This window comes from Psychrobacter sp. 1Y4 (assembly GCF_051847555.1).
Genome location: NZ_JBPYDE010000836.1, coordinates 1 through 599 on the forward strand (window position 1 = coordinate 1; position 599 = coordinate 599).

General features: G+C 37.6%; 1 protein-coding gene. It reads right to left on the reverse strand.

Annotated features, from left to right (window positions below; all coding sequences use genetic code 11):
• Positions 1-206 (reverse strand): pyridoxamine 5'-phosphate oxidase family protein (locus ACS8FC_RS19140; RefSeq protein WP_439297953.1); only part of this gene is annotated, 206 nt, incomplete at its 3' end.
• Between the last annotated feature and the right edge of the window lie 393 nt (positions 207-599).

Consider the following 599-nt stretch of genomic DNA (forward strand, 5'->3'; position numbering starts at 1 on the left):
GATGTTTTGTCGCCGATGAACCAGATCTCTTTACCACCGATACTCGCTTCGCTGGTTGTCATTGGCCAAGCATGTACATCACCTTTGCTATTGACGGTGCTTAACATTGCAAATTTTACATCTTTGATAACGTCTTGGATTTTGTCGATTTGTTCTTGCTTATTCATAGAGGATTTCCTTTTCTTTATAGTGATTAGGTGGTTCATTGTTTGTAGTAATCATTTTTATTCAAGGTAGATGTAATTCATCTCTCAAGAAACATCGCCTTAACAACTGGAACTAGAATACCGAGTTATGCCTCTACATTTATATAGGTGCCCAGTAATGCGATGTGAGTGTTTGTAAGGAGTATGAGGGTTAGGTAAAAATTGTGATATCAGGCATCAAAATAATGAGGTCTAAAATGAAGTCTAAGAAGTATCGAAGCAAAACTATAGTGAACAATGGGTCAATTAGACTTGGCATTTAGCACACATGTGATGCTGACAGAAGACAACTTATCGGCAATTTATCTTGGTTTAGACCTGCTTATTATAGGTCTTCTTGTTATAATACCCAGACCATTTACTTAGCATGGCAGAGATGCCTTGATCTTACGG